We start from the raw sequence: 26,906 nt of genomic DNA, 5'->3' as shown, positions 1-26,906 counted from the left end.
GGCGCCGTGCGGCTGGGGGGCGCCCTGGCGGTGGCGCTGCCGGTGCTGAACTGCGGGTGCCGCCCCGGCCTCCGGTCGTTCCGGTCCTCCAGGTCGTTCCGGGCCTCCGGTCCGACCCCGACCCCGCCCGCCCCGCTCAGTCCACGGCGGGGCGCAGCACCAGGACCGTCTCCCGTGCGGTCCGGTGGGCGGGTTCCGGTCGACGGGCCCAGTGGGCGGGCACGTACAGCACCTCTCCGGCGCGGAGCCGGTAGCGGAGGCGATCGGCCCCGGTGGGGCCCGGCCCGGTCAGGTCCCAGGTCCGGGAGCCCCGCGACTGGTAGACCAACAGGTGTCCGTGTTCGCGGACTGCGGGGCCCTCGCAGGGCGCCGCGGCGAGGCCGGTGAGCAGGGCGAGCCGGCGGGTCAGCTCCGAGGTCCCGTCGGGGCCCGGCCCGGGGGCGGGGGGCTCGTGTTCGGGCCAGAGCACTCCGGGGGCCCGGTCGTAGTGGACGGCCAGGAAGAGGGCGAGTTCGCGGACGTGGTCCGGCTCGCCCCGGTCGTCCGGGGGGCGGGCCCCCTGCCCCGCGCCCGCGGGCGGCGGCGCCTCCGCCGTGAGGTCCGTCAAAGGATCGAGTACCGGCCAGTCCATGGATCGCCCCCGTACGCAGAAGAGCCCGCCGGGCCGTGCGCGGGCACGGGCGACGGGATCGGGACGGGCGAGTTCCCGCCCCGTGATCGCAGCATCACCCACGGCGCGGGGCGGACGGAAGACACGTGAACGCGGGACCGGAAGCCCGGGACGGGCGGGCGCCCCCCACCGACGGGCGGGGGGCGTCCCCGACGCACGGGGGTCGGGGCCGTGCGGGCCCGGAGGTCAGGGCGCCGGCGGGCCGTCCTCGGCGGCGCCGGTGTCCAGCAGACCGCGGGCGGCGGCGGCCGCTCCGGCCTGGAAGCGGCTGCCCGCGCCGAGTTCCTCCATGATGTCGGCGATGTGCCGGCGGGCGGTACGGAGGGACATGCCGAGGCGGCGGGCGATGGCCTCGTCCTTCAGGCCGGCGGCGAGCAGGCGGATGATCGTCTCGTGGATCTCGCGGGCCACCTCGGCGAGGTCCTGGCCGGCGGCGCTGCTGAAGGGGGTGGCCCGGTCCCAGGTCTGCTCGAAGATGTCCACGAGGTACGCCACCGTGGAGGGTTCCCTGATCACGACGGCTCCCCAACTGCCGTCCTGGACGGGGATGAAGGCCAGTTCGCGGTCGAAGATGATGATGCGGCCGAAGAGTTCGTGGGCGGTGCGGTACTCGGCGCCCAACTCCGAGGCGGCCATGGCGTACGCCTGGCTGGGCCCGTTGAAGCGGGCGGTGTGGTGGTACAGGCAGCGCATGGATATCCCGCGGCGGAGCATGACCTCGTCCCGGCGGATGGCCTCCTGCATGGCGGCCGGGTACCGGCTGCCACCGCCGGGCTGGCTGCTGAGCACCTCGGAGGTGCAGTTCTCGGAGGCCCGGTTGAGGGCGCTGCGCACGTCCTCGATGTGCTGGAGGACTTCCAGCGCCTCGCCGGTGGAGCGGCGGCTCAGGTAGTGCGGGACGAACTTGTCGAGCTCGTCGCGGATGCGGTCGATCTCGCGGCGGTGCTCGCGGATGTGCTCTTCGAGCGGCGCCGCGCGCCGGGCCGCCGCGGTGTCGGGCGCGACGGCGAAGGCCAGGGCCGGGTCGGAGGGGCTGCGGCGCAGGAGCTGGGCCGCGAGGAGCCGCTCCACACTGTCGGCGGCCTCCTGGGGCTGGATTCCCGTACCGGCCGCTACCACGTCCGGATCGACCGTCCGGTGTTCGAGGACCCATCCGTAGACATCGACGTCCACGCCCTGAAGATCAGACACTCTTGCCCCATTTTGCACTTTTTCGCCCCGGGTCGCCTTGCTGCCAGGCACTTTGGTGAGGTGCCCGCCCCCTGGCATCAGCATACGCAGGGCGAAAGGCTGATCGAGACGCGTTCGAACGGCATGTCGCGCCTCCCCCCGGCCGCCCCCGCGGCGACCGGCCGGCCGCGACCGCCCCCTCGGAGCGCCCCGCACCCACCGACCCCTCGGAGCCCGCGATGCACGAGACCGACCTCCCCCACCTCTTCCCCGCCGCCGAGCCGGGCGCCAGCCTCACCCCCCGCGAGGAGGAGGTGCTGGCGCACCTGGCCCAGGGCGACACGTACCGGATGATCGCCCACCGGTTGGGGTTGAGCCCCCACACCGTGGACACCTACCTCCGGCGCCTCCGCAGCAAGACGGGGGCGGTGAACCGGACCCAGCTCACGCACGTGGCCTTCCGGCTGGGCTACGGACCCTCGGGATCCGAGGTGTTCGTCCCGAAGCCCCGCATCCGGCGCAGCGGGGAGCACAGCAGTACCAACGGGGCCGCGGACAGCGCCCCGGTGAGGATCCACAGGGCGCCGCGGACCCCGTACAGCTGACCCAGCGCGCCCGCGAGCAGACCGCTCAGCGGGAGCACCCCCCAGACCAGGAACCGCATGGTGGCGGTCATGCGACCCAGCAGCCGGGGCGGGCACACGCTCTGCCGGTAGGTGACCTGGCCGATGTTGTAGACGGTGACGCCGGCGGACTGCACCAGGGCGCCGAGCACGAACAGGCCGAGCCGCCAGCCCTCGCCGGCGAGCGGCAGGAGCAGCCCGAAGGGCATCGTCACCAGCAGCGCCAGCCAGGTCAGCCGGGCCTCGCCGACCACCCGGGACAGTCGCTCCGTGGCCAGGGCCCCCAACAGCGAGCCCACGGTGGCCGCGGTCAGCACCCAGCCGACGGCCGCCGGCGGCAGCCCGACCGTACGGGTCAGGAACAGCACCTCCAGGGCCCCGATGCCGCTCAGGAACAGGTTCACGGAGGCGGTGCCCAGCGCGATCACCCGCAGGACCCGGTGGCGCAGCACGAAGCGGAGCCCCTCGCGTATCTCCGCGACCAGGCGGGGCCTCGGGGCCCCGGCCCCGAGGGCGCCCTCGCCGTGCTGCCGCACCGCCGGGTCCTGCTCCCGGGTCCGGATCCGTCCCAGCAGCAGCGCCGACAGCAGCGAGGTGACGGCCTGCCCGGCGAGGGTACCGGCCGCGCCGACCAGCTGCACCAGGAAGCCGGCCACGCCGGGCCCGGCGAACTCGGCCGTGGAACGCACCGTCTCCAGACGGGAGTTGCCGGCCACCAGACCGGATCCGCCGACCAGGGACGGCAGGTAGCTCTGGTCGGCGACGTCCCCGAACAGCCGGGCGCAGCCCAGCAGCAGCGCCACCCCGTAGAGCAACGGCATCGAGTGCAGGTCGAGCAACCAGGCCACCGGCACCGCCGTCAGCAGCACCGCGCGCGCGAGGTCGGCCGCGATCATCACGGTGCGGCGGCGCATCCGGTCCACCCAGGCCCCGGCGGGCAGTCCGAGCAGCAGGAAGGCGGCCTGTTCGGCGGCCGCGAGCAGGCCCGCCTCCCAGGCGGAGGCGTGCAGGGTGAGGACCGCCATCAGGGGCAGGGCGACGTATGTGATGCTGTTGCCCAGCTCGTTGCAGACGTGGGAGGCCATGAAGAGCCTGAAGTCACGGCTGCGCCGACGCTGTCCGGCGTCGGTGCCGGTCTCCGGTGCGGTGGTGGGCACGGTGCTGTCCTTGTCTGGATTCGATCGTGGTCCGGCCCCGGATCCGGGTCACGGGTCCGGGAGCGCGGGCCGGTTGCGGGGTCGGGGCCCGGCCGGTGCGGCCCGGGCCCGGGGCGACGGTCCGGGTCAGGCGGCGCGTTCCGCCGCGGGCGCCGGGGCGGGCAGGGCGCGGGCGTCGAGCTTGCCGCCCGGGGTCCGCGGCAGCTCCGCCATGATCACCACATCGGCGGGCACCAGGTAGGACGGGATCCGGCCGAGCAGGGACCGGCGCAGTTCCGGCCCGTCCGCGGCACCGGCCCCGGGGGCGAGCACCACCCAGGCCGCCAGCCGCGGTTCGCCCGTGCCCCGGAGGGCCCGCACCACCGCGTCCGCCACGTCGGGGTGGGCGGCGACCGCCGCCTCCGCCTCCCGCAGCTCCACCCGGTGGCCCCGGATCTTGACCTGGTCGTCGGTCCGGCCGAGGAAGCCCAGGGTGCCGTCGGCCCCCCGCCGGACCCGGTCGCCGGTGCGATACATCCGCTCCCCCGGCTCCGCCGCGAAGGGGTCCGCCACGAACCGTTCGGCGGTGAGGGCGGCACGGCCGTGGTAGCCGCGGGCCAGGCAGGCCCCCGCCAGGTACAGCTCGCCGGCGGCCCCCGCCGGGACCTCCCGCAGTTCCTCGTCCAGCACGTACGCCCGGACTCCGGGCAGCGGAACGCCCAGCGGGATCAGGCCGGTCGGATCCCCCGCGCGCGCACCCGTTCCGGGGACGTCCGCCGCGAGCCCGTCCGCCCCGGCCGGGGCCGGCTCGTACGAGGTGGCCGTGATGGTGGACTCGGTGAGCCCGTAGCAGCTCACGGTCCGCGGCCCGCCGGCCGCCCGCCAGCGGTCCAGGTCGGCCGTGCGACCGGCGTCGCTGCCGATCACGGTGAGCCGCAGGTCCGCGGGCAGCGGGCGCGGGGCGCGGACCAGGTCGGCGGTCCACTGCGCCCAGTAGGGGGTGGGGAGGTTGACCACGGTGACCCCGCGGGCGGTGAGGACGGCCTCCAGTTCGGCGGGGGCCAGGACGTTGTCGGCGAGGAAGACGGCGGTGCCGCCGGCGCACCAGGTGGGGACGGCCTCCTCCAGGGCCACGTCGAAGGCGGGCGCGGCGAACTGCAACACCCGGTCGGCGGGCGTGAGCGCGTACCGACCGGCGAGCGCGCGGGCCTGCCGGGCCAGTCCGGCGTGGCCCACCGCGACCGGCTTGGGGGCCCCGGTGGATCCGGAGGTGAACAGCACGTAGGCCAGCCCCTGGGCGGGGATGCCGCCGGGCACCGTTCCCGGGGCGTCGCGGTCGCCGACCGGCGGGCCGGTGTGGGTGCCCCCGGTCCGGGCCCACAGCAGCGGGGCCCCGCACCGCTCGTGGAGCCGGGCGGCCGCCGCGTGTCCGGTGGTGACGGCGTGGCGGGCGCCGGAGGCGGCGGTCAGGGCCCGCAGTCGCTCGTCGGGGGCGTCGAGGTCCACGAGGAGCGGGGCGGCCCCGGCGTACCAGATGCCGAGCACGGCCACCGCCCAGGCGGTGTCCCGGCGGACGCCGACCAGCACCGGGTCCTCCGGGCCGGCTCCGGCCGCCCGGAGCTCCGCGGCCACCGCGCGCGCCCGCAGGTCGAGTTCCCGGTAGGTGAGGTCCCCGCCGGGGGCCCGGACGGCGATCGCGTCGGGGGTGCGGGCGGCCTGGCGGGCGATGAGCAGCGGCACGGGCTCCCCGACCGGCCACGGCGGACCCTCCGGCGCCGGCCGGGCGACGCCGGGGGCGGGCGGCGCGGGGGCCGCGGCGGGGGCGGGGGACGGTACGGGGGTCACGGAGGTGCTCCTGACGGTCGGGAGGGGCGAACGGGAGGGCGGGGGCGGGAAGGCGCGGGGCCGCACGGGCAGGGGTGGCCGGGGCGGGAAGGGGCGCGGGCCGGTGGGCGGCCCCGGTCCGGGCGGTGGGCCGGGGTCGGGGCCGCCCTCGGGCGCTCAGGCGCGGGCGCGGGTGCTCAGGCGCGGGCGCGGGGGCGCAGTGCGGGGCGGGGCGGCTCGGGCCGGTCCGCTCCCCCGGCGGCAGCGGCGGCGACGCGGGTGGCGATGCCCGCCGGGGTGGGGGTCTCGTAGAGGTCCCGCAGGGTGAGTTCGGCGCCGAGGGCCGTGCGGAGCCGGCCGACGAGGCGGGTGGCGAGCAGCGAGTGCCCGCCGAGGGTGAAGAAGTCCTCGTCCGGTCCGGCCGCGGCCAGGCCCAGCACCTCGGCGAACACGGCGCAGACCGCCGTCTCTCCGGGTCCGGCCGGGGCCCGGCCCGCGGGCGCGGCCAGGAGCGCCGGATCCGGCAGGGCCTTGCGGTCGAGCTTGCCGTTGACGGTGAGCGGCAGCGCGGGGAGGACCAGCAGCACGGAGGGGACCATGTAGCCGGGCAGGGCGCGGGCCAGCGCGGTGCGGGCCGTGTCCGCGTCCGTGTCCCCGGTGAGGTAGCCGACCAGCCGCAGGCCGCCCGCCGGGTCGGGGCGGGCCACGACCACGGCCTCGGTGACCCCGGGCACGGCGCGCAGGGCGCTCTCGACCTCGCCGGGTTCCACGCGGTTGCCGCGGACCTTGACCTGGTGGTCCTGGCGGCCGAGGAAGTCCAGTTGGCCGTCGGCGCGGAGCCGGGCGAGGTCTCCGGTGCGGTACATGCGGGAGCCGGGGGCCTCCGCGAACGGGTCGGGTACGTAGCGTTCGCTGGAGCGCCGGGGCTCGCCGAGGTAGCCGGGGCCGACGCCGGTGCCCGCGATGAAGAGTTCCCCGGGGACGCCGGGCGGGACGGGGGCCAGTCCGGGGTCGAGGAGGTAGAGCCGGTTGTTGCGGAGGGGGCGGCCGACGGGCAGGCGGCCCTGGTCGAGTTCGGCGGCGGGGTCGGGGCCGATGAAGGCGTGGGTGTTGTCGTCGGAGCACTCGGTGAGGCCGTAGGCGTTGATGATCGCGGCGTCCGGGTGGCGGTCGTACCAGCGCGCGCACAGTTCGGGCGGCAGCACCTCCCCGTTGACCACGAACCAGCGCAGCGCGGGGAGTTCGGGCGGGGTGACGCCGCTGTCCCAGAGGTCCACGGCGGCGCGGACGAAGGACGGCACGGTCTCCATGACGGTGATGCCGTGCCGGGCGACGTCCGCGAACAGGGCGGCGGGGTCGCGGGCGGTGTCCCGGGAGACCAGGTGGACGCGGCCGCCGGTGAGGAGCGGGGCGAGCATCTGCCAGACGGAGATGTCGAAGGTCAGGGGCGCGTTCATGACCACGCTGTCGGCGGGGGTCGGCCGGAGGTCGTCGAGTTTGGCGAGGAGGTGGTTGTTCATGCCGCGGCGGTGGACCATGGCGCCCTTGGGGCGGCCGGTGGAACCGGAGGTGAAGCAGACGTAGGCGAGGGCGTCGGGGCCGCCCGCGTCGGCCCGGGAGGGGCCGGCGGGCGCGGGGGTGTCGTCCAGCGGGAGGATCCGCGGGCCGGCGCCGGGTACGGCGGCGGCGATCTCCCGGGCGCGGGCGAGCCGGTCGGGGGCGGCGAGGACGCGGCCGATGCCGGCTCCGGCGAGCAGGGCGGCGGTCCGGGTCACCGGTCCGTCCGGGTCCAGCGGGACGTAGGCGGCTCCGGAGTCGAGGATGCCGAGGACGGCCGCGGGCACGACGGCGGTGGGTTCGCTGAGGACGGCGACCAGGTCGCCGGGGCGGACCCCGTCGGCGAGGAGGCGGGCGCCGATGGTGTCGGCGCGCGCGAGCAGTTCGGCGTAGTCCCACACGGTGCCGTGCTCGTCGGTGACGGCGACGGCGCCGGGGGTGCGGGCGGCCGTGCGGCGGACCCGGTCCGGGACCTCGGCGTAGTCCTCGTCGCGGGCGGTGTCGTTGAACTCCTCCAGCACCAGGCGGCGTTCGTCGGCCGAGAGGAGGTCCACGGAGCCGGCGGGGCGCAGCGGGTCCTCCGCGATGGCGTGCAGGACGCGCACCAGGCGGTCGAGGAGGGCGCGGGCCGCGTCCGCAGTGAACACGTCGGGCCGGTGGTCGATCTGGAGCCGCAGGCCCTCGCCGGGGATGGCGGTGAGGCTGAGCGGGTAGTGGGCGGCGTCGTACGGTTCGAGGCCGGTGACGCGGAGGGCGCCGGAGGAGAGGGCGGCGAGCCCTTCGGGGTCCACGGGGTAGTTCTGGTAGGTGACGCAGGAGTCGAAGAGCTCCCCCGCCCCGGCGGTGCGCTGGATCTCGGTGAGTCCGAGGTGGTGGTGGTCGATGAGGCGGGCCTGTTCCTCCTGGACCCGGCCGAGGAGGGCGGCGAGGGGTTCGGCGCGGTCGAGGCGGACCCGGACCGGCACGGTGTTGATGCACAGGCCGACGATGTCCGCGACGCCGGGCAGGTCGGTGGCGCGGCCGCTGACCACGGTGCCGAACACGACGTCCTCGGACCGGATCTGGGCGGCGATCAGCAGGGCCCAGGCGGTCTGGACGACGGTGCTCGGGGTGAGCCGGTGCTCGCGGGCCAGGGCGGTGAGGCGGTCCGCGGTGTCGGCCGGCAGGACGGTCTCCACCCGGGCCGGCAGGACCGCGCCGGGCGGCACGGAGACGGGGGCGGTGCGGCAGCCGGACTCCAGTCCGGCGAGGGCCTCGGACCAGGCGGTGCGGGCGGCCCCGGCGTCGCGGCCGGCGAGGTGGCGCAGGAAGTCGGCGTAGGGGGTGACCGGGCCGAGGAGGGCCGCCGGGTCGGCGTCCGGGCCGGCCGCGTGGAGGGCGAGGAGTTCGCGCACCAGCACCGGCCAGGACCAGCCGTCGAAGAGGATGTGGTGGTACGTCAGCAGCAGGCGGTGCCGGTCGGGGCCGGTGCGCAGCAGGGTCAGGCGCAGCAGCGGGGGCCGGGCCGGGTCGAAGCGGCGGGCCCGGTCCTCGGCGAGCAGCCGGTCCAGGGCGGGGCGCAGCGCTTCGGGGCCGAGGGCGGTGAGGTCGTGTTCCTCCCAGGGGACGGACACGGAGCGGCGGACGACCTGGGCCGGTTCTCCGGAGGCGCGGCGCAGGAATCCGGCGCGGAGGTTCGCGTGCCGGGCGAGGACGGTGTCGGCGGCGGCCCGCAGGCGGGCGGGGTCGAGGGGACCGGTGAGGTCCAGCAGCAGCTGGGCGGTGTACACGTCGGGGCCGGTGTCGTCGAACTGGGCGTGGAAGAGGACGCCCTCCTGGAGGGGCGAGAGCGGCAGGACGTCCTCGACCTGGGGTGCCGCGGGCGCGGAGTCGGGTGCGGGCTGGTTCATGCGGTGCTTCCTCGGCGGGTCGGCGGGCCCGAAGGCCGGCGGGATGGCGGCGGGGCGGTGGAGCGCGGGCGGTCGGGGCGGCGGGGTCAGGTGCGGGCGGCGCCCCGGCGGCGCCGGACGACCGGCGGGGCCGTGTCGCGGGCGCCTTCGGCGGCGGCCTCCTCGACCGCCGCGGCGAGTCCGGCGGCCGTGGGCGCGAGGAGGAAGCGGCGGGCGGGCACGGGCGTGCCGAGGGCGGCGCGCACCCCGGCGAGGACGCGGGAGGCGAGCAGGGAGTGCCCGCCGAGGTCGAAGAAGTTGTCGTGGAGTCCGACCGGGGCGGTACCGAGGACCTCTTCGAGGACGGCGCAGACGGCCCGCTCGGTGGCGGTGCGCGGGCCTTCGGCGGGGCCTCCGGCGGGGGCGGGCGCGCTCGGGTCGGGGAGCGCGGCGTGGTCCGTCTTGCCGTTGGCGGTGACGGGCATCCGGTCCAGCACGGTGACGGTGGCGGGCACGGTCCAGGGCGGCAGCAGGTCGCGCAGGTGCGCGCGGAGGTCGGGCGGCGCGCAGTCGGCGCCGTCGACGGGGACGGCGTAGGCGGCGAGCGCCGGTCCGGTCGGGCCGGTGACGAGGGTGACGGCGGCCTGGCCCACGGCGGGGTGCCGGAGCAGGGCCTCCTCGACCTCGCCGGGTTCCACGCGCATGCCGCGGAGCTTGAGCTGCCGGTCGGCGCGGCCCAGGTACTCGACCTCGCCGCCGGGGAGCCGGCGGGCCAGGTCCCCGGTGCGGTACATGCGGGTGCCGGGGGGTCCGTCGGGGCAGGGCAGGAAGCGTTCGGCGGTGGCTCCGGGGCGCCCCAGGTAGCCCTGGGCGAGGCCGCGGCCGGAGACGTACAGCTCGCCGGTGACGCCGGGCGGTACGGGGGCCAGGGCGGCGTCGAGGACGTGCAGCCCGGTGCCGTCGAGGGGGCGGCCGATCGGCACCTGGCCGGCGGGGCCGGGGGTGCCGGGGCGGAGCGGGTGGAGCGCGGCGAAGGTGGTGGTCTCGGTGGGCCCGTAGGCGTTGGTGACGGTGGTGCCGGGGCAGTGTTCGCGGACCCGGCGGACGGCGGCCGGGGAGGCGGCCTCTCCGCCGGTCATCGCCTCGTGGAGGCCGGTCAGGCGTTCGGGGTGGCGGTCGGCGAGCTCGTTGAAGAGGGTGGCGGTCAGGAAGGTGCCGGTGACGCGCTCCTCCTCGACGAACCGGGCGAGGTCGTCGAGGTCGAGGTCCCCGGGCGGAGCCACCACGACGAGTCCGCCGGTGAGCAGGGGGACCCACAGTTCGTAGGTGGAGGCGTCGAAGGCGTGCGGGGAGCGGAACAGGACGCGGCGGTGGGCGCCGCCCCGCCAGTGGCCGTCGCGCGCGAGGGCGACGACCGCGCGGTGCGGGACGGCGACGCCCTTCGGGGTGCCGGTGGAGCCGGAGGTGAACATGAGGCAGGCGAGGGAGTCGGGGTGCACGGGGGGCCGGGGGGCCGGCGCGGGGGCCGTCGCGGCCGTCGTGGTGGGGTCCTCGGGGCGGAGGGTGACCGGAATCCCGAAGTCGGCGGCCTCGGTGGCGGGGGCCTCACCGGTGGTCGCGGCTTCACCGGTGGCCGCGGGGGTGTCCGTGACGAGCACCCCGACGCTGGCCGACGCGGCGAGTCCGGCGGTACGGGACCGGGGCGCGCGGGCGTCGAGGGGCAGGTAGGCGGCGCCGGCCCGGAGGATGCCGAGGCAGGCGGCGACGAGTTCGGTGGAGCGGTCCATGAGCACGGCGACGTTCTCGCCGGGGCGGACGCCCGCGGCGGCCAGTCGGTCGGCCCAGCGGGCGGCGCGCGCGTCGAGCTGTCCGTAGGTGGTCTCCTGTCCGGCGCAGCGGACGGCGGGGCGGTGCGGGTGCGCGGCGGCGGCCTCGGCGAACAGCTCGTGGACGGTGGCCTCGTCGGAGGCGGCGGGGGCGCCCCGCCAGTCGCCGCGCAGGGCCTCCTCCTCGTCCTCGGTGAGGACGGGCAGGGCGGACAGCGGGCGGTCGGGGGCCGCGGCGGCGGCCGCGGCGAGCCGGACCAGGCGGTGCAGGAGACGGCGGGCGGTGTCCTCGTCGAAGAGGTCCAGGGCGTGTTCGAGGGTGAGCCCGATGCCGACCGGGGTGCCGTCCGGGGCGTGGTGTTCGGTGACCTCCAGGGTGAGGTCGAACTTGGCGGTGCCGGTGCGGACGGGCTCGGGGGCTCCGGTGCGCAGGCCGGCGAACGCGGCGGGCGGGCCGTCCTCGCGCTGGGCGGCCACGGCGACCTGGAACAGCGGGTGGCGGCCGGGGGCGCGCGGCGGGGCGAGGTGCCCGACGAGCACGTCGAAGGGCAGGCCGGCGTCGGCCCGGGCGTCGAGGACCGCTCCGTGGACGCGGTCGAGGAGTGCCGCGAAGCCGGGGTCGCCGGAGGTGTCGGCGCGGACGACGACGGTGTCCACGAACAGGCCGATGAGGTGCTGCAGTTCCTCCTCCTCGCGGGCGTCGACGGGGCAGCCGAGCGGGATGTCGGTGCCGGCGCCGAGCCGGGTGAGGAGGGCCGCGAAGGCGGCCTGCACCACGGTGAAGGGGGTGGTGCGGCGGTCCCGGGCCAGGCCGGCCAGCAGCGCGTGCGCGGCGGGGTCCAGGGCGGCGGACACGGTGCCGCCGCGGTGGGTGGGGGCGGCGGGGTGGGGCCGGTCGGCGGGCAGGGCGAGTTCGGCGGGGAGTCCGGTGAGGGCGGCGGCCCGCCGGGCGAGGGCGCGGGCCTGTCGCGAGTCGGGGTCGGCGGGGTCGCCGAGGAGTTCGCGCTGCCAGAGGGCGTAGTCCGGGAACTGCACGGGGAGTTCGGGCCAGTCGGGGGAGGTCCCGGTGCGGCGGGCGGCGTAGGCGGCCGCGAGGTCGCGGATCAGGAGGTCCAGGGAGGCGCCGTCGCCGGCGATGTGGTGGAGGGCGAGCAGCAGGTGGTGCCGGTCGGCGCCGTCGGTGAACAGCTCGATCCGCAGCGGGGTTTCGCGGGCCAGGTCGAAGGGGCGGGTCGCGGCCTCGCGGGCCCGGTCCCGTTGCGCGCCGGCCGCGCAGGGGGTCAGGGTGAAGGCGGCCCCGGTCTCGGGCGCCCCGGCGGGCAGCACGTGCTGGCGGGGGGTGCCCCGGTCGTCGGGGAAGAGGGTCCGCAGGGCCTCGTGGCGGTCCGTGGTGTCGGCGACGGCGCCGCGCAGGGCCTCGGTGTCGAGGGGGCCGCTCAGGGGCAGTCCGGTGGCGATGGTGTACAGGCCGTCGCCGGGGGTGCCCTCGGTCGGGGCGTCGTCGGTGACGGCGTCCCGGGAGATGAACCACAGCCGGTGCTGCGCGTGGGTCAGGGGGATCACAGGGGTGCTCCGAGCTGGGATTCGAAGAGGTCGAGGTCGGTCTGGGAGAGGCCGGTCAGGGACACGTCCGAGGGGGTGAGGCGGGCCGCGCCGGGCTGTTCGGCGTGGTGGGCGACGGCCCGGAGCATGGCGAACCACTCCTCCGCCAGGGCGCGGACGCGTGCGGCGTCGTAGGCGTTGCCGGACCAGGTCCAGGTGGCGGTGAGGGCCGGCCCCTCGGGCCCCTCGTGGGCCGCCGCGTTGACCTCCAGGGCGTGCGGCAGGGGCATGCCCGGTTCGGCGGCGTCCAGGGCGAAGGCGTGTCCGGGGGCGGCCTCCCAGTCGTCGGTGCCGCCGACGGGGAACCGGCCCAGGTAGTTGAAGCCCAGTTCGGGGATGCCGGCGCCGGTGAGGGCGGGTGCGGTGCGGGGGTTGGTGTGGCGCAGCAGTCCGTATCCGATGCCCTTGTCGGGGACGGCCCGCAGGGCCTCCTTGACGCGCCGCAGGGCGTCACCGGCGGCGGGGCCGCCGGTGCGGGCGCCGTCCGGGTCGGTGCGGCCGAGGTCGATGCGGACGGGGTGGACGGTGGTGAACCAGCCGACGGTGCGGGACAGGTCGGGGGCCTCGTCCTCGGTGCCGTCGGTGATGTCCTGGCGTCCGTGCCCCTCGACGTCGACGAGGACGGTCCCCGAGTCGGCGGGGCCGGTGTGCGGGCGCCGCCAGGCCAGGACGGCGAGGGCGAGCCCGGTGAGGAGGACGTCGTCGACGGTGCCGTTGACGGCGGCCGGGGCCCGGGTGAGGAGGGGGGCGGTGACCTCGGGGGGCAGGGTCAGGGTGAGGGTGCGTTCGGGGGCGTCGGGGTCGAGGGGGCCGTGCGGGCAGGTGCCCGCGAGGGGTTCGGGGGCGGGGCGGAGGGTGTCCCGCCAGTGGCCGGCCTCGGCGGTGCGGCGTCCGGACAGGGCCTCGGCGCGCAGCAGCGCCGCCCATTCCGCGAAGGGGGTGGGCACGGGGGCGGGGGCCGGTTCGCGGCCTTCGGCGAGCTCCTGCCAGCAGGTCCTGAGGTCCTCCTGGAGGACCCGCCAGGAGATGCCGTCCACGGACAGGTGGTGGACGACGAGGGCCAGGCGGCCCCGGAGGTCCGGGCCCCGGTCGAGGAGGACGGCCCGCAGGACGGTGCCCTCGCCGGGCGCGAGGAGCCGGGCGGCGGCGGCGATGTGTTCGCGGGTCAGGTCGGGGAGACGGTCCTCGGGGACCTCGCGGGCGTCCACGGTGTGCAGGAGCGCCGCGGCGTCCACGCTGCCCGGGGGCGGGAGTTCGGGTCGGGAGGGCCGGGCCCCGGTGCCGCCCGGCATCCGGAGCCGGAGCAGGTCGTGGTGGTCGGTCAGGGCCTGGAGGAGGCGGGCGGCCCGGTCCCGGCCCAGGCCGGGCGGGGTGAGGAGGACCAGGGACTGGTGGTAGCTGTCCGCGGGGACGCCGGGGGCGGCCGTCTCGGCCAGCCAGTCCATGATCGGGGTGGCGGGGAAGGGGCCGAGCCGGCGGACCGGCCCGGCCGGACGGGCGGACCCGCCGGCCGGGCCCGCCGTCCGGGCGCCGGCCGCCAGGGCGCGGACGGACTCGCTGCGCAGCACCTCCCGGGTGCCGAGGACGAGCCCGGCCCGGCGGGCCCGGCCGACCACTTGGATGGCCTGGATGCTGTCGCCGCCCAGCTCGGTGAAACCGGCCTCCGGGGCGACCCGGGGCAGCCCGAGCACGTCGGCGAAGAGGCCGCACAGGAGCCGCACCGGATCGGGCGCCGGGTCCGCGGCGGCGGTCCGGGGGCGGGCCGGGCGGTCAGCCACGGTCGGCCCCCGCGGCGGCGAGGGCGGCGACCAGGGAGGCGGGGCGCATGTCGGTCCAGTGGGTCTCGACGTAGTCCAGGCAGCTCTCGCGGCTGTCGGGGCCGTGGACGACGTCCCAGCCGGCCGGGACGGGGGTGGCGGCGGGCCACAGGGCGTGCTGCAGCTCCTCGTTGCGGACGACGGTGTAGGGGGCGGCGTCGTTCTCGAACGGGTTGGACATGGGAACTCCTCCTGCGGAGACGGGTGATCGGGACGGTTCGGAATCAGGTGGTGCCGGTCGTACGGGGTGGTGCGGGCGGTGCGGGGTCCGGTGCCGGCTCAGGGGCCGGTGGCGCCCGCGCCCGCCGGTACGTGGGACTCGCCGACGGTGAGGCGCAGTCGGGAGTGCGCCTCGTCGAGGGCGGCGATCACCCCTTCGGCGGTGGTGTGGCGGGCGATGACGTGGCCGAGGCGGTCGGCGGCGCTGCGGGGCGGACGGACGGGGGTGCCGGGGGCGGCGGTGACGGTGACCGACGCGATCCCGGGGACGGCGGCGGCCTCCGCCTCGCCCTCCACTCCGGCCAGCGGGCCCTCGGAGTCGGCCAGCAGGAAGCGGATGCCCGCGTGGCCGACGCGGTCGGGCTCCAGGCCGGGGGTCCGGCCGAGGGCGGCCCGGAGCTGGGCGCGGAGCAGGTCCACGCCGGTGGCCAGGCGTACCAGTTCGGGGATCATGCCGCCCGCCGGGCGGGGGTTGATCTCGACCACGGCGGGGCCGTCGGCGGTCAGCTTGACCTCGGTGTGCGCGGCGCCGTGGCCCAGGCCGACGGCGGCGAGCGCGGCCACCGCGGTGTCCGCGGCGGCACGGGACTCGGCCTCGGGCAGCGGGGCGGGGAAGACGTGCCGGTGTTCGACGAAGTACGGGGCGCCCGTGACGGACTTGGCGGTGACGCCGACCCGGTGGACGCGGCCGCCGGTCCCGAAGGTCTCGACGCTGACCTCCGGTCCGTCGAGGTACTCCTCCACCAGCACGGTGCGGGCCGCGGCCATGCCCCGGGCGTTGGTCTCCTCGGCGAGGATCAGCTCCGTCTGGGCCAGGGCGCGGGCCTCGTCGTGGCAGAGCAGGACGTGGGTGGAGCCGGAGCCGTCGGCGGGCTTGACCACGCAGGGCAGGCCGGTGACGGCCAGGGCCCCGGGCAGCTCCGAGGGGTCCCGGACCACGGCGTGGCGGGGCTGCCGGACCCCGGCGGCGGCGAGCGCGGCCCGCAGGGCGGCCTTGTCGCGGCAGGCGGCGGCCGCCTCCGGCGGGTTGCCGGGCAGGCCGAGCCAGGTGGTGAGGCGGGCGACGGCGGGGACGTAGAAGTCGCTGGTGGTGGTGAGGCCGGCGATCTCCTCGCGGCGGAACCGGCCGAGGAGGGCGGCGCGCAGCGCGGCGTCGTCGTTGGTGTCGCAGCGCAGGACCTCCGCGCCGGTGTCGGTCAGTCCCCGGTAGCGGCCGGGGTCGGAGGTGAGCAGCACCGGTTCCGCGTCGAGTTCGCGGGCCAGGTCCAGGGCGATCATGCCGGTGCCGGTGGTGTTGGACTCGACGAACACCAGGTGGCGGCGCAGGTCTTCGGGGGCCCGGTGGGCGGTCCGGGACCAGCTGTGCGCGACGGCGCCCGGCGGCAGCTCGGCGGGGGCGCCGGGGGCGGGGAGCTCGGACAGGTCGTGGGCCGCCCAGTGGGCGTCGTCGTAGACGGTGTCGGCGTAGCGGTCGCCGCGGTCGGGGAGGATGCCCACGATGCGGGTGCCGGGCGCGGCCGCGGCGGCGAGGGCGGTGACGACCCGGTAGACCGAGCCGGAGGTGTTGCCGCCGAAGACCTGCTGGTCGCGGGCGAGTTCGCGGGCGGCGGTGAAGGCCTCGCGGTCGTTGAGCCAGTGCACCTCGTCGATGAGGGTGCGGTCCAGGTTCTCGGGGAGCAGGCTGTTGCCGAGTCCGCTCTGCAGCCGTCCGGGGCGGTCGGGTTGGCCGAACAGGGCGCTGCCGACGCAGTCGACGCCGACGACGCGGAGGTCGGGCAGGGTGTCCTTGAGGGCGCGGGCGGTGCCGCACAGGGAGCCGCCGCTGCCGACGGCGCCGACGAGCACGTCGACGTGGCCGAGGTCGGCGAGGAGTTCGGCGGCCAGGCCGCGGTAGGCGCCGGGGTTGTCGGGGTTGGAGTACTGGCGGGGCCAGAAGGCCCCGGGCAGGGTCTCCATCAGGGCGGCGAGGCGTTCCAGTCGGGCGCTCTGCCAGCCCTGGGCCCCCATGGCCTCGACGATGTGCACCCGGCAGTCGAGGGCGCGGAGTTTGGCGAGGGTGACGGGGTCGATGCGGGGGTCGGTGACGATGTGGACCTCGTGGCCGAGGGAGCGGCCGACGAGGGCCACGCCGAGGGCCATCGTGCCGGAGGAGCTCTCCACGACGGGAGCGCCGGGGAGCAGGTCGCCGCGGCGGCGGGCCTCGCGGAGGATGTGGCGGGCGACCCGGTCCTTCATCGCGAAGGGGTTCTGGAGTTCGAGTTTGGCGTACGCCTCGACGCCGCGGTCCGTGCCGGTGCGCAGCCGCACCAGGGGGGTGCCGCCGATCGCGTCGGCCAGGGTGTCGTACAGCATGGTCAGTTCTCCGTGGGATGGGCGGGGAGGCGGTCCGGTGCCCCGGTGGGGGGCGGGCCGTCGCCGGGGCCGAGGCTGCGGTGGACGGACACGCCGCCGCCGAGGGCCGCGCAGCCGGCGCGGACGTGGGCGGTCTTGGTGTCGAGCTCGGGGTCGTCGGCGTCGAGGAGGATGCCGAGGACGGTGCCGCTGTGGGCGAGCACGAGGCCGTAGCCGTCGACCTCGTGGCCGAGGCGGCGCAGCAGGTCGAGGCCGGGGCGGGGGCGGCGGGCGGTGTGGAGTTCGGCGCTGCGGGTGGCGACGGCGCCGACGGCGGGCAGGTCGCCGCGGGCGACGGCTCCGGTGAGCCGGTCGAGGAGGCGGGCGTACTCGGCGCGGTCGGCGGCCGGTACGGGGCGGGCGGTCCGGTGGTGGGCGAGGGTGTCGACCTGTCCGCCGAGGTCGTGGGCGAGGACGGCGAGCGGGGGCAGGTCCCCGAGTCGGTGGCGGAGTCGTACGGCCTTGTGGTGGAAGGCGACGACGCCGTCGTGCATCACGCCGTCGGAGGGTTCCACGGCCCGCAGGAAGTCCTCGGTGCGGTCGGCCGGCAGGACGGTGCCGAGGGCGTCGCCGACGGCGCGGACGGTGGCGACGAGGTCGGCGGAGGAGCTGGCGAGGCCCTTGCCCTCGGGCAGGTCCGCGGTGATCTCCAGGACCCCGCCGTCGGGGGCGCCGGCGGCGGCGAGGACGGCTTCGGCGACGCGGCGGGCCTTGGTCTTGTGGGCGGGCACCACCCGGACGCCGGGTCCGGAGCCGGCGGGTCCGGGGCGGAAGACGGCGGTGGACCAGCGGGCGAGCGGGAAGGTGACGAGGAAGTCGCCGTCCGGTTCGGGCAGGGCGCCCTGGAGGAGTTCCCCGAAGGTCCCGAAGGCGCGTCCGGTGCCGGGTCCCGCGAGGGTGGGGGCGCCGGGGCCGGTGTCAGTGGCGGGGCTCGTGACCGGGGGCACCGGGCACCTCCTCCCGGACGGGCAGGGACAGGGCGCGGTCGGTCTCGGCGGCGCCGGCGCGCCGGGTGGCGGCGCGCCGCTCCCAGGCCGCGGCGAGCTCGGCGTACGCCTCCCGCTGGGCGGTGAGGTGCGCCGCGACGGCCTCGGGGTGGGCCGATCCGGTGGAGGAGAGCCGTTCCAGGGCCGCGGTGACGTCGAAGGCGGCGGCCAGCAGGGCGGCGGGGTCGGCGGGCTCGTGGCCGTGGTCGGCGGCCGCGCGGGTCAGGAGGGCGGGGTCGCCGGGGTGGGGCGGGATCCCGGCGCGGGCGGCGGCCACGACGTACTGCCCGGCGATGACCTGGGCGGTCCGCCAGGGCACGCCGGCGGTGAGGCTGAGGGCGTTGGCGAGGCTGAAGCCGCCGAGGTACTCGCGTTCGCAGACCTCCCGCATGCGGTCGGCCCGGAAGCCCGCGCGGGCGAGGACCTCGGTGAGCAGCCGTACGGTGCCCAGGGCGGAGCCGACGGCCTGGTGGACGTGGGTACCGGCTTCCTTGGAGACCTCGACGAGGTTGCTGAACGGGGTGTTGCGCTGGCCGAGCAGGACGTCGGCGTGGAAGGCGGTCAGGTGGGCGGTGCGGCCCCGGATGCGTTCCAGGACGGGGAAGTTCTTCTTCTGCGGCATCGCCGAGGAGATCCCGGAGAGCTCGTCCGGCAGGTCGAGGAAGCCGTGTTCGCTGCCGCCCCAGGTGAGCAGGTCGGTGACGAAACGGGCCAGGGTGCTGCCGAACAGGCTCAATTCTGCTGTGAGTTCGGCGCTCCAGCGGCGGCCCGCCACGGCCGTGAGGGCGTTCTGCTGGGGCCGGGAGAAGCCCAGCAGGCGGGCCATCCGGTCGCGGTCCCAAAGCAGTTCCTGGCCGGCCATGGCGCCGGAGCCCAGGGGGCAGGCGTCGACGCCGTCGTAGGTGTGCAGGAGCCGGCCGAGGGTGTGCAGCACGTGCTCGGACAGGGCGGCGAGGTGGAAGCCGGGGGTGATGACCTGGGCGGCCTGGAAGTGGGTGTAGCCGGGCATCGGGAGGGTGCGGGTGGCGTCGGCGGCGCGGACGGCCGTCTCCCCGAGGGCCAGGAGGGCCCCGGCGAGTTCGGCGAGCCGTTCCCGCCCGTACATCACCTGGGCGGTGGCCTGGAGGTCGTTGCGGCTGCGGTCCACGTGCCAGTGCGGCAGGGGCCGTTCCAGTCCGGCCTCGACGTGCCGTTCGATGGCGAAGGCGAGGTCGGAGAGGTTGGCGTCGGGGCGGGCGGTGAGGGTGTCGGGGCCGATCCCGTGGAGCAGGGCGGCCACGGCGCCGGCCTCGGCCTCCGTGAGCAGGCCCATCCGGGCGTACTCGGCGGCGAGGACCTTCTCGGCGGCCGTGTAGTGGTGCAACAGGTGCCGGGACTCGAACGCGAACTGCGGGGCGAGGACCTCCTCGTGCAGCAGGCGTGCCGGGCCGTCCTGGATCCGGCCGGTGAGACCGGCGGCCGGGCGGTGGGTGTCGCTTGTCACGGGTGCGGATTTCCGTTTCTGGTGGGAGGGCCGGGCCGTCGTCCCGGATCGGGACGACGGGCGGACGGCGGGCGGCGTGGTGCCGGAGAGGAGTCGGGGACGGGTCGGAGGGGGCCGGGGGCCCGGGGGTGGGCCGGGGCGGGCTCGCGGGCCCCGACCCCGGCCTCCTCAGGCGCCGGGTCCGGCGGGGCGGACCGGGTCGGCGGCGGCGAGGTCCGCGTCGAGGCGGGCCGCGACGGTGTCCACGTGCGGACTGCGCACCAACGCGTAGTGGTCGGCGTCCAGTTCGTGGCGGACCAGCCCGTCGGAGGCGTACTCCGCCCAGCTCCGGGCCGTCCCGTACGCCGCGCCGGTGGTGCTCTGGTGGTAGTGGACGGGACCGGTCACGGGCTCCGGTCGGTGACCGGCGGCGGCGCGCACCGCCTCGGCGAACACCGCGTAGTGGCCCGCCAGTTCCGCCTCCCCGGGCAGGACGCCGGGGTGGTGCCGGGCCGTGTGGGCGGCCAGCGCCCGCAGTCCGGCGGTCGCGGCCTCCGGGCCGGAGGGTCCGTCCGAGGTCCCCGCCGTGGCGGCCCGCAGCGCCGCCCTCAGTTCCGTGAGCCGCGCCGCGCCGGGGTCGGTGCCGGCGGTGCGGGCGAGGTCCTCGTGGAACCACTCCAGCAGCCCGGCCTCGTCGGCCGGTACCGCCTCCGGGTCGGGGTGGGCGGTGTCGAGCAGGGTGAGGGAGGCGGCGGGGCGGCCCCGGGCGGCGAGCACGGCGGCCATCCGGTGGGCGAGGAGCCCGCCGAAGGACCAGCCCGCCAGGTGGAACGGGCCGGTGGGCAGGGCGCGTTCGAGGGTGTCCAGGTGCGCCTCGGCCAGTTCGGCCACCGTGCGGGGGCGACCGTCCGCCCGTGGCGCGGGGGCGGCGAGGCCGAGCACGGGCCGTCCCGGCGCCAGGGCGGCGGCGAGGGCCCGGTAGCACAGCACCTGCCCGCCGACGGGGTGGACGAGGACCAGTGGGGGCAGCTCCCCCTCCGGCCGGATGCGCACCGGTGCGGGCTCCGCCCGTCCCGGCCGCGCGGGGGCGTCCTCGCGCAGCAGCTCGGCCAGCCGGGCCACCGTGGGCCGCTCCAGGAGGGTGCCGACGGACAGTCCGGCGCCGAAGGCTGCGTTGACGCGCCCGGTCAGGCGCAGGGCGTCGATGGAGTGCCCGCCGAGTTCGAAGAAGTCCTCGTGGACGCCGACCGGTCCGCCGCCCAGCAGCTCCGCCCAGATCCCGGCGAGCCGTTCCTCGGTGGCGTCGCGGGGCGGGACGAGAGCGGCGCGGCCGGTGCGGGCGGTGCCACCGGCCGGGGGCGCGGGCAGGGCGGCCCGGTCGAGCTTGCCGTTCGCGGTCACCGGCAGCGCGTCGAGGGTGACCCAGGCCGCCGGGACCATGTGCTCGGGGAGCCGCTCCCGGAGGTGGGCGGCCAGCTCCGGAAGGCGTTCCTGCGGGAGGGCCGGGGTCACGTAGCCGGTGAGCCGGTCCTCGCGGAGCAGGACCGCGCAGGAGCGGACCTCGGGGTGCGCGGTGAGGACGGCCTCGATCTCGCCGGGTTCGACGCGGAACCCGCGCACCTTCATCTGGTGGTCGGTGCGACCGGCGTACTCCAGGGCCCCGTCGGGGCGGCGGCGGGCCAGGTCCCCGGTGCGGTAGAGGCGCCGGGCGGCGCCGTCGGGGCCGGTGGTGACGGGGAACCGTTCGGCGGTGAGCTCGGGGCGCCCGTGGTAGCCCTCGGCGAGGCCGACTCCCTCCAGGTACAGCTCTCCGGTGACGCCGGTGGGGACCTCGGCGAGCCGGCCGTCGAGCACGTGCGTCCTGAGGTTGGCGATGGGCCGCCCGATGGGCACGGTGTCACCCTCGCCGGGCAGGCACTGCCAGTGGGTGACGTCCACGGCCGCCTCGGTGGGTCCGTACAGGTTGTGCAGGGCCACGCCGGGGAGCCGGTCGAAGAAGGTGTCCCGCAGGTCGGCGGGGAGGGCCTCGCCGCTGCACACGAGCCGGGTGAGGCCGCGGGCACCGTCGACGGCACGCGGGTCGTCGAGGAAGGCGTCCAGCATCGAGGGCACGAAGTGGGCGGTGCTCACCTCCTCGGACCGCATCAGTTCCCCGAGGCGCAGCGGGTCTCGGTGGGCTCCCGGCGGGGCGATCACGAGGGTGGCGCCGGTGACGAGGGGCCAGAACAGCTCCCACACCGAGACGTCGAAGGTGTACGGGGTCTTGTGCAGGACCGGTTCGCCGGGGGTGAGCCGGTAGGCGTCCTGCATCCACAGCAGGCGGTTGGCGATGGCCCGGTGGGAGACGACGACGCCCTTGGGGCGGCCGGTGGAGCCGGAGGTGAAGATCAGGTAGGCGGGGTCCTCGGGCCGGACCTCCCGGGCCGGCCCCGGGGCGACCGCGGACCGTCCGGTCTCCTGGGGGCCGCCGTCCTCACCGGGCACCAGGACGGTCCGCCCGGCGGCGCGCGGCGCCGCCGCGTGGCGGGCGTCGGCGAGGATCATGCGGGCCCCGCACTCGTCGAGCAGGGCCGCGGTGCGGGCCGCCGGGTGCTCGGGGTCGAGGGGGACGTACGCGGCGCCCGCGCGCAGCACGGCCAGGAGGGCGACGGGCAGCTCGGCGGAACGTTCCATCAGCAGGGCGACGAAGCTCCCGGGTCCCACGCCGTGCCGGCGCAGCCGCTCCGCCAGCCGGTCGGCGGCCGCGTCGAGCGCGGCGTAGTCGGTGCCGGCGCCGTCGTGGCGAACGGCGGTTCCCCCGGGGGTGCGGAGGACCTGTTCGGCGAAGAGCGCGGTGAGGGTGTGCGGGCGGTCGTAGGCGCGGGTGGTGTCGTTGCTCCGGGCGATGCGGGCGCGTTCGGCCTCCGACAGCAGGTCGGCCTCGTGGACGGGGCGGGTCGGGTCGGCGGCGAGGGCGGTGAGGGCGGCTTCGTAGGCGGCGTGCACCTCGGCCGTGCGGTCCTCCGTGAACCGGGCGGCGTCGTAGCGCAGCCCCAGTTCCAGGCGCCGTCCGTCGGGGGTGCGGGAGAACTCGGCGCCGAAGGGGAAGTCGGTGACGGCCTCGCCGGTCTCCTCCCGCACGGTGAAGGCGTCCGGACCGGTCAGGGCCCGTTCCACGTGGAAGTGGGTGTAGTTGAAGAAGGTCTCGAAGACGGGGGCGCCGCCGTTGCCGCGCAGCATCTCCGCGAGGGGGAAGCGGCGGTGCTCGTGGGCGGCCAGCTCCAGGTCGGTGATCCGCCCGGCGAGGTCCCGCCAGTCCCCGGCGGCGAGGTCCAGGCGCAGCGGGACGGTGTTGAGGAAGGGGCCGATGACGAGGTCGCCGTCGGGCTCCTCCACCCGGCAGCCCGCGACCACTCCGGTGGTGACCTCGTCGGTGCCGCCGAACAGGGCCATCACGCGCAGGTGCGCGGCGAGCAGCAGGGTCCGCAGGGGGGTGCCGAGCTCGGCGGCCACCGCGGTGAGGCGGCCGTGCAGCGCCTCGGGGAGGGGGCGTTGGTACCAGGCGTGCCGGAGCGCGCCGCCGGCGGGCACGCTGCGGGGCAGTCGGGTGACGGGGGCGCCGTCGGTGAGCGCGGTCCAGAAGGCGCGGGCCTCGGGATCGGCGAGGGTGGCCCGCTCCAGGGCCACGTAGTGGGCGTACCGGGACTTCGGGGCCGGCGCGGCGGGGGCGGGGGCGCTCCCGGTACCGGTCCCGGAGCCGGCGCGGACGTGCCGGGTGTAGGTGAGGGCCAGCTCGGTGAGGAGGGAGCGCTCGCTCCAGCCGTCCATGGTGGCGTGGTGTTCGGAGAGGTGGAGCCGGAAGGAGGTGTCCGTGAGGCGCTGGACGTGGAGGCGGACGAGCGGGGCCCGGTCCCAGCGGAAGGGCGTCTCCCGCTCCCGCCGGTGCCGGTCGGTCACGGCGGCCTCGCGGTCCCGCGGATCGAGGGCGCGCAGGTCCTCGAAGGTGAGCGCGGGGCGGGCGTCCCGGTGCACGAGCTGGAGGGGTTCGGTGTAGCGGTGCGGGTCGAAGGAGGTGCGCAGCATCTCGTGGCGGGCCGCGAGTTCGGCGACGGTGGCCCGCCAGGCGGACTCGTCCCAGTCGGCTTCGACCAGGTAGGAGGCGACGTTGTGGTAGACGCGTCCGCCGTCGGCGGTGGGCAGGTCGCTGTGGAAGAGCATGCCCGCCTGGAGGCGGGTCATCGGGTAGGCGTCGTCGAGGCCGGGCGGGAGGGCGGCCCGGTCGCGCGGGTCGAGGAGCGCGAAGGGTGCGGGGGCGGACTCCGGTCCGGCGGGGGTCGTCGGGGCGTCGGGGTCGCTGGTGAGGGTGGCGCCGGCCGCGAGGGCGCGGAGGGTGCGGCGGCGGGTGAGGTCGGCGAGGGACAGGGTGATCCCGCGGTCGCGGGCCCGCGCGAGGACCTGGAGCGAGCGGATGGAGTCGCCGCCGAGCGCGAACCAGTTGTCGAGGGCGCCGACGCGCGGCTGTCCGAGGACCTGCTCCCAGATCTCGGCGAGCGCGGTCTCGACCGGTCCGCGGGGCGGCTCGTGGGCGGCGCCGGCGGGCAGGCCGGTGCCGGGGGTGCCGGCGGCCGGCAGGGCCCGCCGGTCCGTCTTGCCGTTCGCGGTGAGCGGGAAGGACGGCAGGGCGACGAACGCGCCGGGGACCATGTACGGGGGCAGCAGCCGGTCCAGGTGGGCGCGGAGCTCCGCCACGGTGGGGGTGGCCGCCGTGTCCGCGTCGCGGTCCGGTACGGCGATCCAGGCGGTCAGGACGGGGGTGCCGGAGGCGTCCGGGGCGAGCCGGACGTGGGCGGCGGCGATCCGGGGGTGGGCGGTCAGGGCGGCCTCGACCTCGCCGGGTTCGATGCGGAACCCGCGCAGTTTGATCTGGTCGTCGGCGCGTCCCGCGTACTCCAGTTCTCCGTCGGACCGCAGCCGGGCGAGGTCGCCGGTGCGGTAGAGGCGGGCGCCGGGGGTGGCGCCGGGGGTGCCGTCGGCGGGGAACCGTTCGGCCGTCAGGCCGGGGCGGTGCAGGTAGCCGCGGGCCAGTCCGGCGCCGCTGACGTGGAGTTCGCCGGTGACGCCGCGGGGGACGGGGCGGCCGTGGCCGTCGAGCAGGTGGAGGGCCAGGTCGGGGATGGGCGGGCCGATGACGCTGCCCCGGTCCTCGTGGGCGTCGCGGGCCGTCAGCGGGCGGTACGTGACGTGCACCGTCGTCTCGGTGATGCCGTACATGTTGACCAGCCGGGGCGCGCTGTCCCCGTGGCGGTCGAACCATCCGCGCAGGGCTCCGGTGTCGAGGGCCTCGCCGCCGAAGACCACGTACCGCAGGGAGAGGGCGGCGGCTTCGCTGCCGGCTTCCCCCTCGGTGCGGTCCAGTGCGAGGAAGGCGGACGGGGTCTGGTTGAGGACGGTGACCCGTTCCCGGCGGAGCAGTCGCAGGAACTCCTCCGGGGAGCGGCTGGTGCCGTGGTCGACGACGACCAGTCGGCCGCCGTACAGCAGGGCTCCCCACAACTCCCAGACGGAGAAGTCGAAGGCGATGGAGTGGAAGAGGGTCCAGGTGTCCTCCGGGCCGAAGCCGAACCAGTGGTCGGTGGCGGAGAACAGTCGGGTGATGTTGCGGTGCGGTACGAGGGTGCCCTTGGGGCGGCCCGTGGAGCCCGAGGTGTAGATGGTGTAGGCGAGGTCGTCCGGGGTGACCCCGGAGTCGGGGGCGGTCTCGGGGAGGGAGTCCAGGATCGCGGCGTCCGCGTCGAGGTCCACGGTGCTCAGGCCGGGTCCGTCCCACAGCTCACGGGTGTCGGCGCTGCCGACGAAGTGGGCGAGGCCGGCGTCCTCGATGATGCCGCGGATCCGCTCCGGCGGGTTCGTGGGGTCGAGCGGGAGGTAGGCGGCGCCCGCCTTGAGGATGCCCAGGAGGGCGGCGGCGAGGTCGGCGCGGCGGGGTACGCACAGGCCGACCAGGGTGCCGGGGCCCGCGCCGAGGGCCCTCAGGCGGTGGGCGACGCGGTTGGCCCGGCGGTCGAGGGCCGCGTAGCTGACGTGCCGGTCGCCGTCGGTGAGGGCCACGGCCCCGGGGGTGCGGCGGGCGTGCTCGGCGAAGATCTCGTGGGCGCAGCGCTCGGTGTCGGGGGCGGCGGCGCGGGGCGCGGCGGGGTGCGGGGAGGTGAGGGGCCGCTCCTCGGCGGGGTCGAGCATGGGCAGTTCGGTGAGGCGGCCCTCCGGTCGGGCGGTGGCCGCGTCCAGCAGGGTGGTGAAGTGGCGGCCGAAGCGCTCCATCGTGGCGGGTTCGAAGAGGTCGGCGCGGTACTCCAGCCGGCAGTGCACCGCCCCGCCGGAGCGGACCACGTCGAAGGTGAGGTCGAACTTGGCCGTCAGGGCCGGGGGTTCCACGATCCGCACCCGGTGCGCGGCGGGGCCGGCGGTCAACTCGTCCTCGTCGTGGAAGCCGACGAGGACGGAGAAGAGGGGGGCCTCCGCGTCGCCGTCGCCGGGGCGCAGGTGCCCGACGATCCGCTCGAGCGGCAGCTCCTGGTGGTCCTGGGCGTCGAGGAGGACGTCGCGGGTGCGGATCAGGTGGTCCCGGAAGACGGGGTCGCCGGTCAGGTCCGCGCGGACCGCGACGGTGTTGACGAACAGTCCGACGGTGTCCTCGAACTCCTTGCGGTCGCGGTTCGCGACGGGGGTGCCGACGAGGACGTCCTCGGCACCCGTGTAGCGGGCGAGGGCCACCTGGAGGACGGCGAGGCAGGTGGTGAAGAGGGTGCTGGAGGTGTCCCGGCCGAGTTCCGCGACGCGCCGTACGAGTTCCTCGGGCAGGGTGAAGCCGTGCAGTCCGGCCGCGCGGTGGTCGGGGCCCGGGAGCGGGGCGGGGCGCCGGTCGTGGGGCAGCCGGGTGTCCGGCAGGGCGCCGGCCAGGTGTCGGGCCCAGTGCTCCAGGCTCCGTGCGGCGGCCGGTCCGGCGAGCACCTCCTCCTGCCAGGCGGCGTAGTCCCCGTACTGGAAGTCCGGTTCGGGCAGTCCGGAACCGGTGTGGCCGGTGCCCTCGGTGAGGAGTTCGCGGATCAGGACGCGCACGGACCAGCCGTCCCCGGCGATGTGGTGCAGGGCCAGCACGAGGAGGGCGCCCTCGGGGGTGTGCAGCAGGGCCGCCCGGAACAGGGGTCCGGTGTGCAGGTCGAAGGGGCGCCGGTACTGGGCCTCCTGCCAGGCGGCGATCTCCTCGGCGCTGCCGGCCTTGTCCTCGGACCAGTCCAACCGGGCCGTGTCGGCGACCACTTGGAGGAGTTCGCCGTCCGCGAGGCGGAAGCGGGTCCGCAGCGCCTCGTGGCGGTCCAGCAGCTCCTGGGCGCGGTCGCGCAGCGAGCTCGCGTCCACCGGTCCGTCGAAGGCCAGGAACACCGGCATGTGGTAGGTGGGGCGCCCTTCCTCCGTCTCCTGGAGGAAGTACATGCGCCGCTGTGCGGCTGTGGCCGGGAACTCGTTCCCGTCGGCACGGTCGTGACTACTGGCCAAGACAACTCCCTCGGCGGGCGCGCCATCCCTGGCGCGCGCCGCCCCGACGTCCATCGCTGTGTGATCACGCTAGGAGCACCGGGGGTGTCCGGATAAGTCACCCGTGTCCGCTCCCGGACTCACGTGACACGCGTTCCGGGGACCGGTTCCGGGGGACGCGGGCGGGGCGCGCGAGGCGGGACGGAGCGGGGGTCCGCTCGCGCCGGGCCTCGGAGGTGGGCG

12 protein-coding genes and 1 pseudogene are annotated in these 26,906 nt (G+C 76.8%); 1 reads left to right on the top strand and 12 read right to left on the bottom strand.

Features of this window, described 5'->3' with window-relative positions:
• Positions 1–136: 136 nt before the first annotated feature.
• Together ABTZ17_RS17100 and ABTZ17_RS17095 are read right to left on the bottom strand one after the other, a co-directional pair.
• Positions 137–631, bottom strand: a complete 495-nt coding sequence (locus ABTZ17_RS17100; protein WP_352196434.1) for a hypothetical protein — start codon at positions 629–631, stop codon at positions 137–139.
• Positions 632–856: 225 nt separating this feature from the next.
• Positions 857–1,861 carry a LuxR C-terminal-related transcriptional regulator gene (locus tag ABTZ17_RS17095; protein ID WP_352196433.1) on the bottom strand — a complete coding sequence of 335 codons (1,005 nt, stop codon included), beginning with the start codon at positions 1,859–1,861 and terminating at the stop codon, positions 857–859.
• A gap of 218 nt (positions 1,862–2,079) precedes the next feature.
• Here ABTZ17_RS17095 and ABTZ17_RS36930 point away from each other — a divergent pair.
• Positions 2,080–2,286: pseudogene (locus tag ABTZ17_RS36930) on the top strand (response regulator transcription factor); the annotation flags it as partial.
• A gap of 23 nt (positions 2,287–2,309) precedes the next feature.
• Here ABTZ17_RS36930 and ABTZ17_RS17085 read toward each other — a convergent pair.
• The 10 genes from ABTZ17_RS17085 to ABTZ17_RS17040 form a co-directional block, all read right to left on the bottom strand.
• On the bottom strand, positions 2,310–3,620 hold the full coding sequence (locus tag ABTZ17_RS17085) for an MFS transporter (protein WP_502994712.1): 1,311 nt from the start codon (positions 3,618–3,620) through the stop codon (positions 2,310–2,312).
• A gap of 126 nt (positions 3,621–3,746) precedes the next feature.
• Complete coding sequence (locus ABTZ17_RS17080; protein ID WP_352196431.1) at positions 3,747–5,444, bottom strand: amino acid adenylation domain-containing protein; 1,698 nt, start codon at positions 5,442–5,444, stop codon at positions 3,747–3,749.
• A gap of 176 nt (positions 5,445–5,620) precedes the next feature.
• A complete protein-coding gene (locus ABTZ17_RS17075) occupies positions 5,621–8,869 on the bottom strand; it encodes a non-ribosomal peptide synthetase (RefSeq protein ID WP_352196430.1) in 3,249 nt (1,082 codons plus the stop codon).
• Positions 8,870–8,955: 86 nt separating this feature from the next.
• Positions 8,956–12,237, bottom strand: a complete 3,282-nt coding sequence (locus tag ABTZ17_RS17070) for a non-ribosomal peptide synthetase (RefSeq protein WP_352196429.1) — start codon at positions 12,235–12,237, stop codon at positions 8,956–8,958.
• Positions 12,234–14,054 (bottom strand): condensation domain-containing protein, encoded by a 1,821-nt coding sequence (locus ABTZ17_RS17065; protein WP_352196428.1) that lies wholly within the window; start codon positions 14,052–14,054, stop codon positions 12,234–12,236. Before ABTZ17_RS17065 ends, ABTZ17_RS17070 begins: the two co-directional genes overlap by 4 nt.
• Complete coding sequence (locus tag ABTZ17_RS17060; protein WP_352196427.1) at positions 14,047–14,274, bottom strand: MbtH family protein; 228 nt, start codon at positions 14,272–14,274, stop codon at positions 14,047–14,049. The genes ABTZ17_RS17065 and ABTZ17_RS17060 overlap by 8 nt, the downstream gene beginning before the upstream one ends.
• Positions 14,275–14,372: 98 nt before the next feature.
• Positions 14,373–16,664 (bottom strand): pyridoxal-phosphate dependent enzyme, encoded by a 2,292-nt coding sequence (locus tag ABTZ17_RS17055; protein WP_352196426.1) that lies wholly within the window; start codon positions 16,662–16,664, stop codon positions 14,373–14,375.
• Between the two features lie 2 nt (positions 16,665–16,666).
• The gene (locus tag ABTZ17_RS17050) at positions 16,667–17,650 is read right to left on the bottom strand and encodes a GHMP family kinase ATP-binding protein (RefSeq protein WP_352196425.1); all 984 of its coding nucleotides are present in this window, start codon (positions 17,648–17,650) and stop codon (positions 16,667–16,669) included.
• A complete protein-coding gene (locus tag ABTZ17_RS17045; RefSeq protein WP_352196424.1) occupies positions 17,622–19,172 on the bottom strand; it encodes an argininosuccinate lyase in 1,551 nt (516 codons plus the stop codon). The genes ABTZ17_RS17050 and ABTZ17_RS17045 overlap by 29 nt, the downstream gene beginning before the upstream one ends.
• A gap of 168 nt (positions 19,173–19,340) precedes the next feature.
• The gene (locus tag ABTZ17_RS17040) at positions 19,341–26,684 is read right to left on the bottom strand and encodes a non-ribosomal peptide synthetase (RefSeq protein WP_352196423.1); all 7,344 of its coding nucleotides are present in this window, start codon (positions 26,682–26,684) and stop codon (positions 19,341–19,343) included.
• Positions 26,685–26,906: the final 222 nt, after the last annotated feature.

The organism is Streptomyces sp. NPDC097619 (assembly GCF_040302735.1).
GTDB lineage: Bacteria > Actinomycetota > Actinomycetes > Streptomycetales > Streptomycetaceae > Streptomyces.
The sequence above is the reverse complement of the archived record's forward strand: the minus strand, read 5'-3'. Positions and strand labels throughout refer to the sequence as shown.

Bases quoted from the DNA above. Each gene is read 5' to 3' on its own strand.
- ABTZ17_RS17100 (WP_352196434.1), bottom strand. From the start codon at position 631: ATGGACTGGCCGGTACTCGATCCTTTGACGGACCTCACGGCGGAGGCG.
- ABTZ17_RS17075 (WP_352196430.1), bottom strand. From the start codon at position 8,869: ATGAACCAGCCCGCACCCGACTCCGCGCCCGCGGCACCCCAGGTCGAG.
- ABTZ17_RS17060 (WP_352196427.1), bottom strand. From the start codon at position 14,274: ATGTCCAACCCGTTCGAGAACGACGCCGCCCCCTACACCGTCGTCCGC.
- ABTZ17_RS17055 (WP_352196426.1), bottom strand. From the start codon at position 16,664: ATGCTGTACGACACCCTGGCCGACGCGATCGGCGGCACCCCCCTGGTG.